Source organism: Synechococcus sp. R6-10, assembly GCF_047461815.1.
GTDB lineage: Bacteria > Cyanobacteriota > Cyanobacteriia > Thermostichales > Thermostichaceae > Thermostichus.
Genome location: NZ_JANSHW010000104.1, coordinates 1 through 1,975 on the forward strand (window position 1 = coordinate 1; position 1,975 = coordinate 1,975).

General features: G+C 59.0%; 2 protein-coding genes and 1 pseudogene. 2 read left to right on the forward strand and 1 reads right to left on the reverse strand.

The window, feature by feature from the left end; genetic code table 11:
* A pseudogene (locus tag NW837_RS03515) lies at nt 1-404 on the reverse strand (hypothetical protein); the annotation flags it as partial.
* A 258-nt stretch (nt 405-662) separates the two neighbouring features.
* On the opposite strand from NW837_RS03515, the gene ccsB reads away from it, so the two are divergent.
* Together ccsB and NW837_RS03525 are read left to right on the forward strand one after the other, a co-directional pair.
* Nucleotides 663-1,682: a c-type cytochrome biogenesis protein CcsB gene (gene ccsB, locus NW837_RS03520; RefSeq protein ID WP_414329299.1), complete on the forward strand. Its 1,020-nt coding sequence runs from the start codon at nt 663-665 to the stop codon at nt 1,680-1,682.
* Nucleotides 1,683-1,766: 84 nt separating this feature from the next.
* Nucleotides 1,767-1,975: lipopolysaccharide assembly protein LapA domain-containing protein (locus NW837_RS03525; protein ID WP_414329298.1), on the forward strand; the 209-nt coding region annotated here is incomplete at its 3' end.

Genomic DNA, 1,975 nt, shown 5'->3' on the forward strand with positions numbered 1-1,975 from the left:
TAGGCTTCAGAGTTTTTGAAGCTCTCGTGCCAGGGTTTGCCGGCAAACACCCGCAGAGTATGGGATCCCGGCTCCAAATCCTTGAAAACGAGGGGAGCATCGGCATCGTAATGGGCGATGTAGGGCCGGTTGTCCAGCACCACGTGCAGATGAGGGCCAAGACCCAATTGCGGATCTTTGAAAAGCGGATACCCTTGCACCGCGAAGCGAACGGTTACCTGCCGCTCTGACAACACCTCACCTGGCTTGGGGCTGAGGATCTGAACTTGCGGGCGACAATACTGCAAATGGGCATCCAGCTTGGCAATCTCCGGGGGAACCGGCACGCGCTCTAGCTGGGGAAGCTGTTCCTGCGGGGGTTTAGGCGGGGATCCCCCACAAGAGGCCAAAACGAGGGCGGTCAACAGACAGATCCACCATCTCAACAACCCCCACCTTCTCAACCTGGCATTTCCCGCGTGTTCTTGCATGAGCCTTACATCCCAATGCTCTTTGTATCCTGCCGAGCCGCAGACAAGCCATCCCCACATTACCAGCATGTGTCCTTTGGGGAAGATCCCTTCCCCCGCCCTAGAATGGGATCAACTGGCCTGGCTCCAGCCGGGTCGGAGACACTTTTGAGGTCGTGTATGGCTCTGTTGGCGATAACAGCTCTTGCGGGCATGGATCTGGCCCAGTGGCAAGCTCTGCTCAACAACGTGGCGTTTGCCATTTCTCTGGGGGCCATGCTGTTCTACTGGGGTGGGGCAGCTTTTCCCCAGGTGCAGCTTTTGGCCGAATTGGGCCTAGCGGGGATGATCGGGGCAAACTTGACGATGGCCGCCCTGTTGACGGCCCGCTGGATCGATGCAGGCTACTTCCCCTTGAGTAATCTGTACGAGTCTTTGTTTTTCCTGGCCTGGGGGATCACCGCTTTGCATTTGGTGGCCCTCTACTGGAGCCGCAGCCGCTGGGTGGGGGTCATGACCGCCCCAGTTGTGACCGGGATCGTGGCCTTTGCTGCCTTGGTGCTGCCGGAAGATATGCAGGTAGCCCAGCCCCTCGTGCCGGCTTTGCAATCCAACTGGCTGATGATGCACGTGACTGTGATGTTGCTGGCCTACGCGGCGCTGCTGGTGGGATCCCTTCTCTCCATCAGCTTTCTCATCGTCACTCGCGGTCAGGAAGTGCATCTCAAGGGCAACTCCCTCGGCCTGCAATTTCGCCCTCCCCAACCCCAAACCCATCCCGAATGGGCGGAAGCCACCCTGCCTTCCCCGGCTTCAGAACTGGCCTACGCCGGCCTCCGCTCCCCCCGTCCTGCCCCCTCGTCGGCTGAACTCCCCCCCCAACCGGCCCCCGAAGGGATCCCCTGGCAACGGCTGAGCCTGGCAGAAATCTTGGACAACACCAGCTACCGGCTGATCGGGCTGGGGTTCCCCCTGCTCACCATCGGCATTATTGCCGGCGCCGTTTGGGCCAACGAAGCCTGGGGTACCTACTGGAGCTGGGATCCGAAAGAAACCTGGGCCTTGATTACCTGGTTGGTCTTTGCCGCCTATTTGCACGCCCGCATCACCAAAGGCTGGCAAGGCAGACGCCCCGCCCTCTTGGCCAGCTTAGGCTTTGGGGTGGTTTGGGTGTGTTATCTGGGGGTGAACTTTCTGGGCAAAGGCTTACACAGTTATGGCTGGTTTTTCTGAGGGAATTTTTCTCAAAAACCGGCCCGAGTTTATGGGTATTCTGGTGCTGGCAAGCCGTAGTGGATCCCTTCGAGGAGAAAAACGATGCGACTGTTCAACTACCTGATCTTGTTTTCAGCCCTCCTGGCCATTGCCCTCTTTGCCATGCAAAACGCCACCCCGGTCACGGTTACTTTTGCCCCCGGCGTCAGCGTTGAAAGCCCTCTGGTGATGGAACTTCTGGCATCTGCCGGGATTGGGGCCGCCCTCGCCTGGCTGTATAGCCTCTGGATGCGCGTACAGTTCAGCATCGA

Coding starts and splice junctions, on each gene's coding strand:
- ccsB (WP_414329299.1), top strand. CDS start 663: ATGGATCTGGCCCAGTGGCAAGCTCTGCTCAACAACGTGGCGTTTGCC.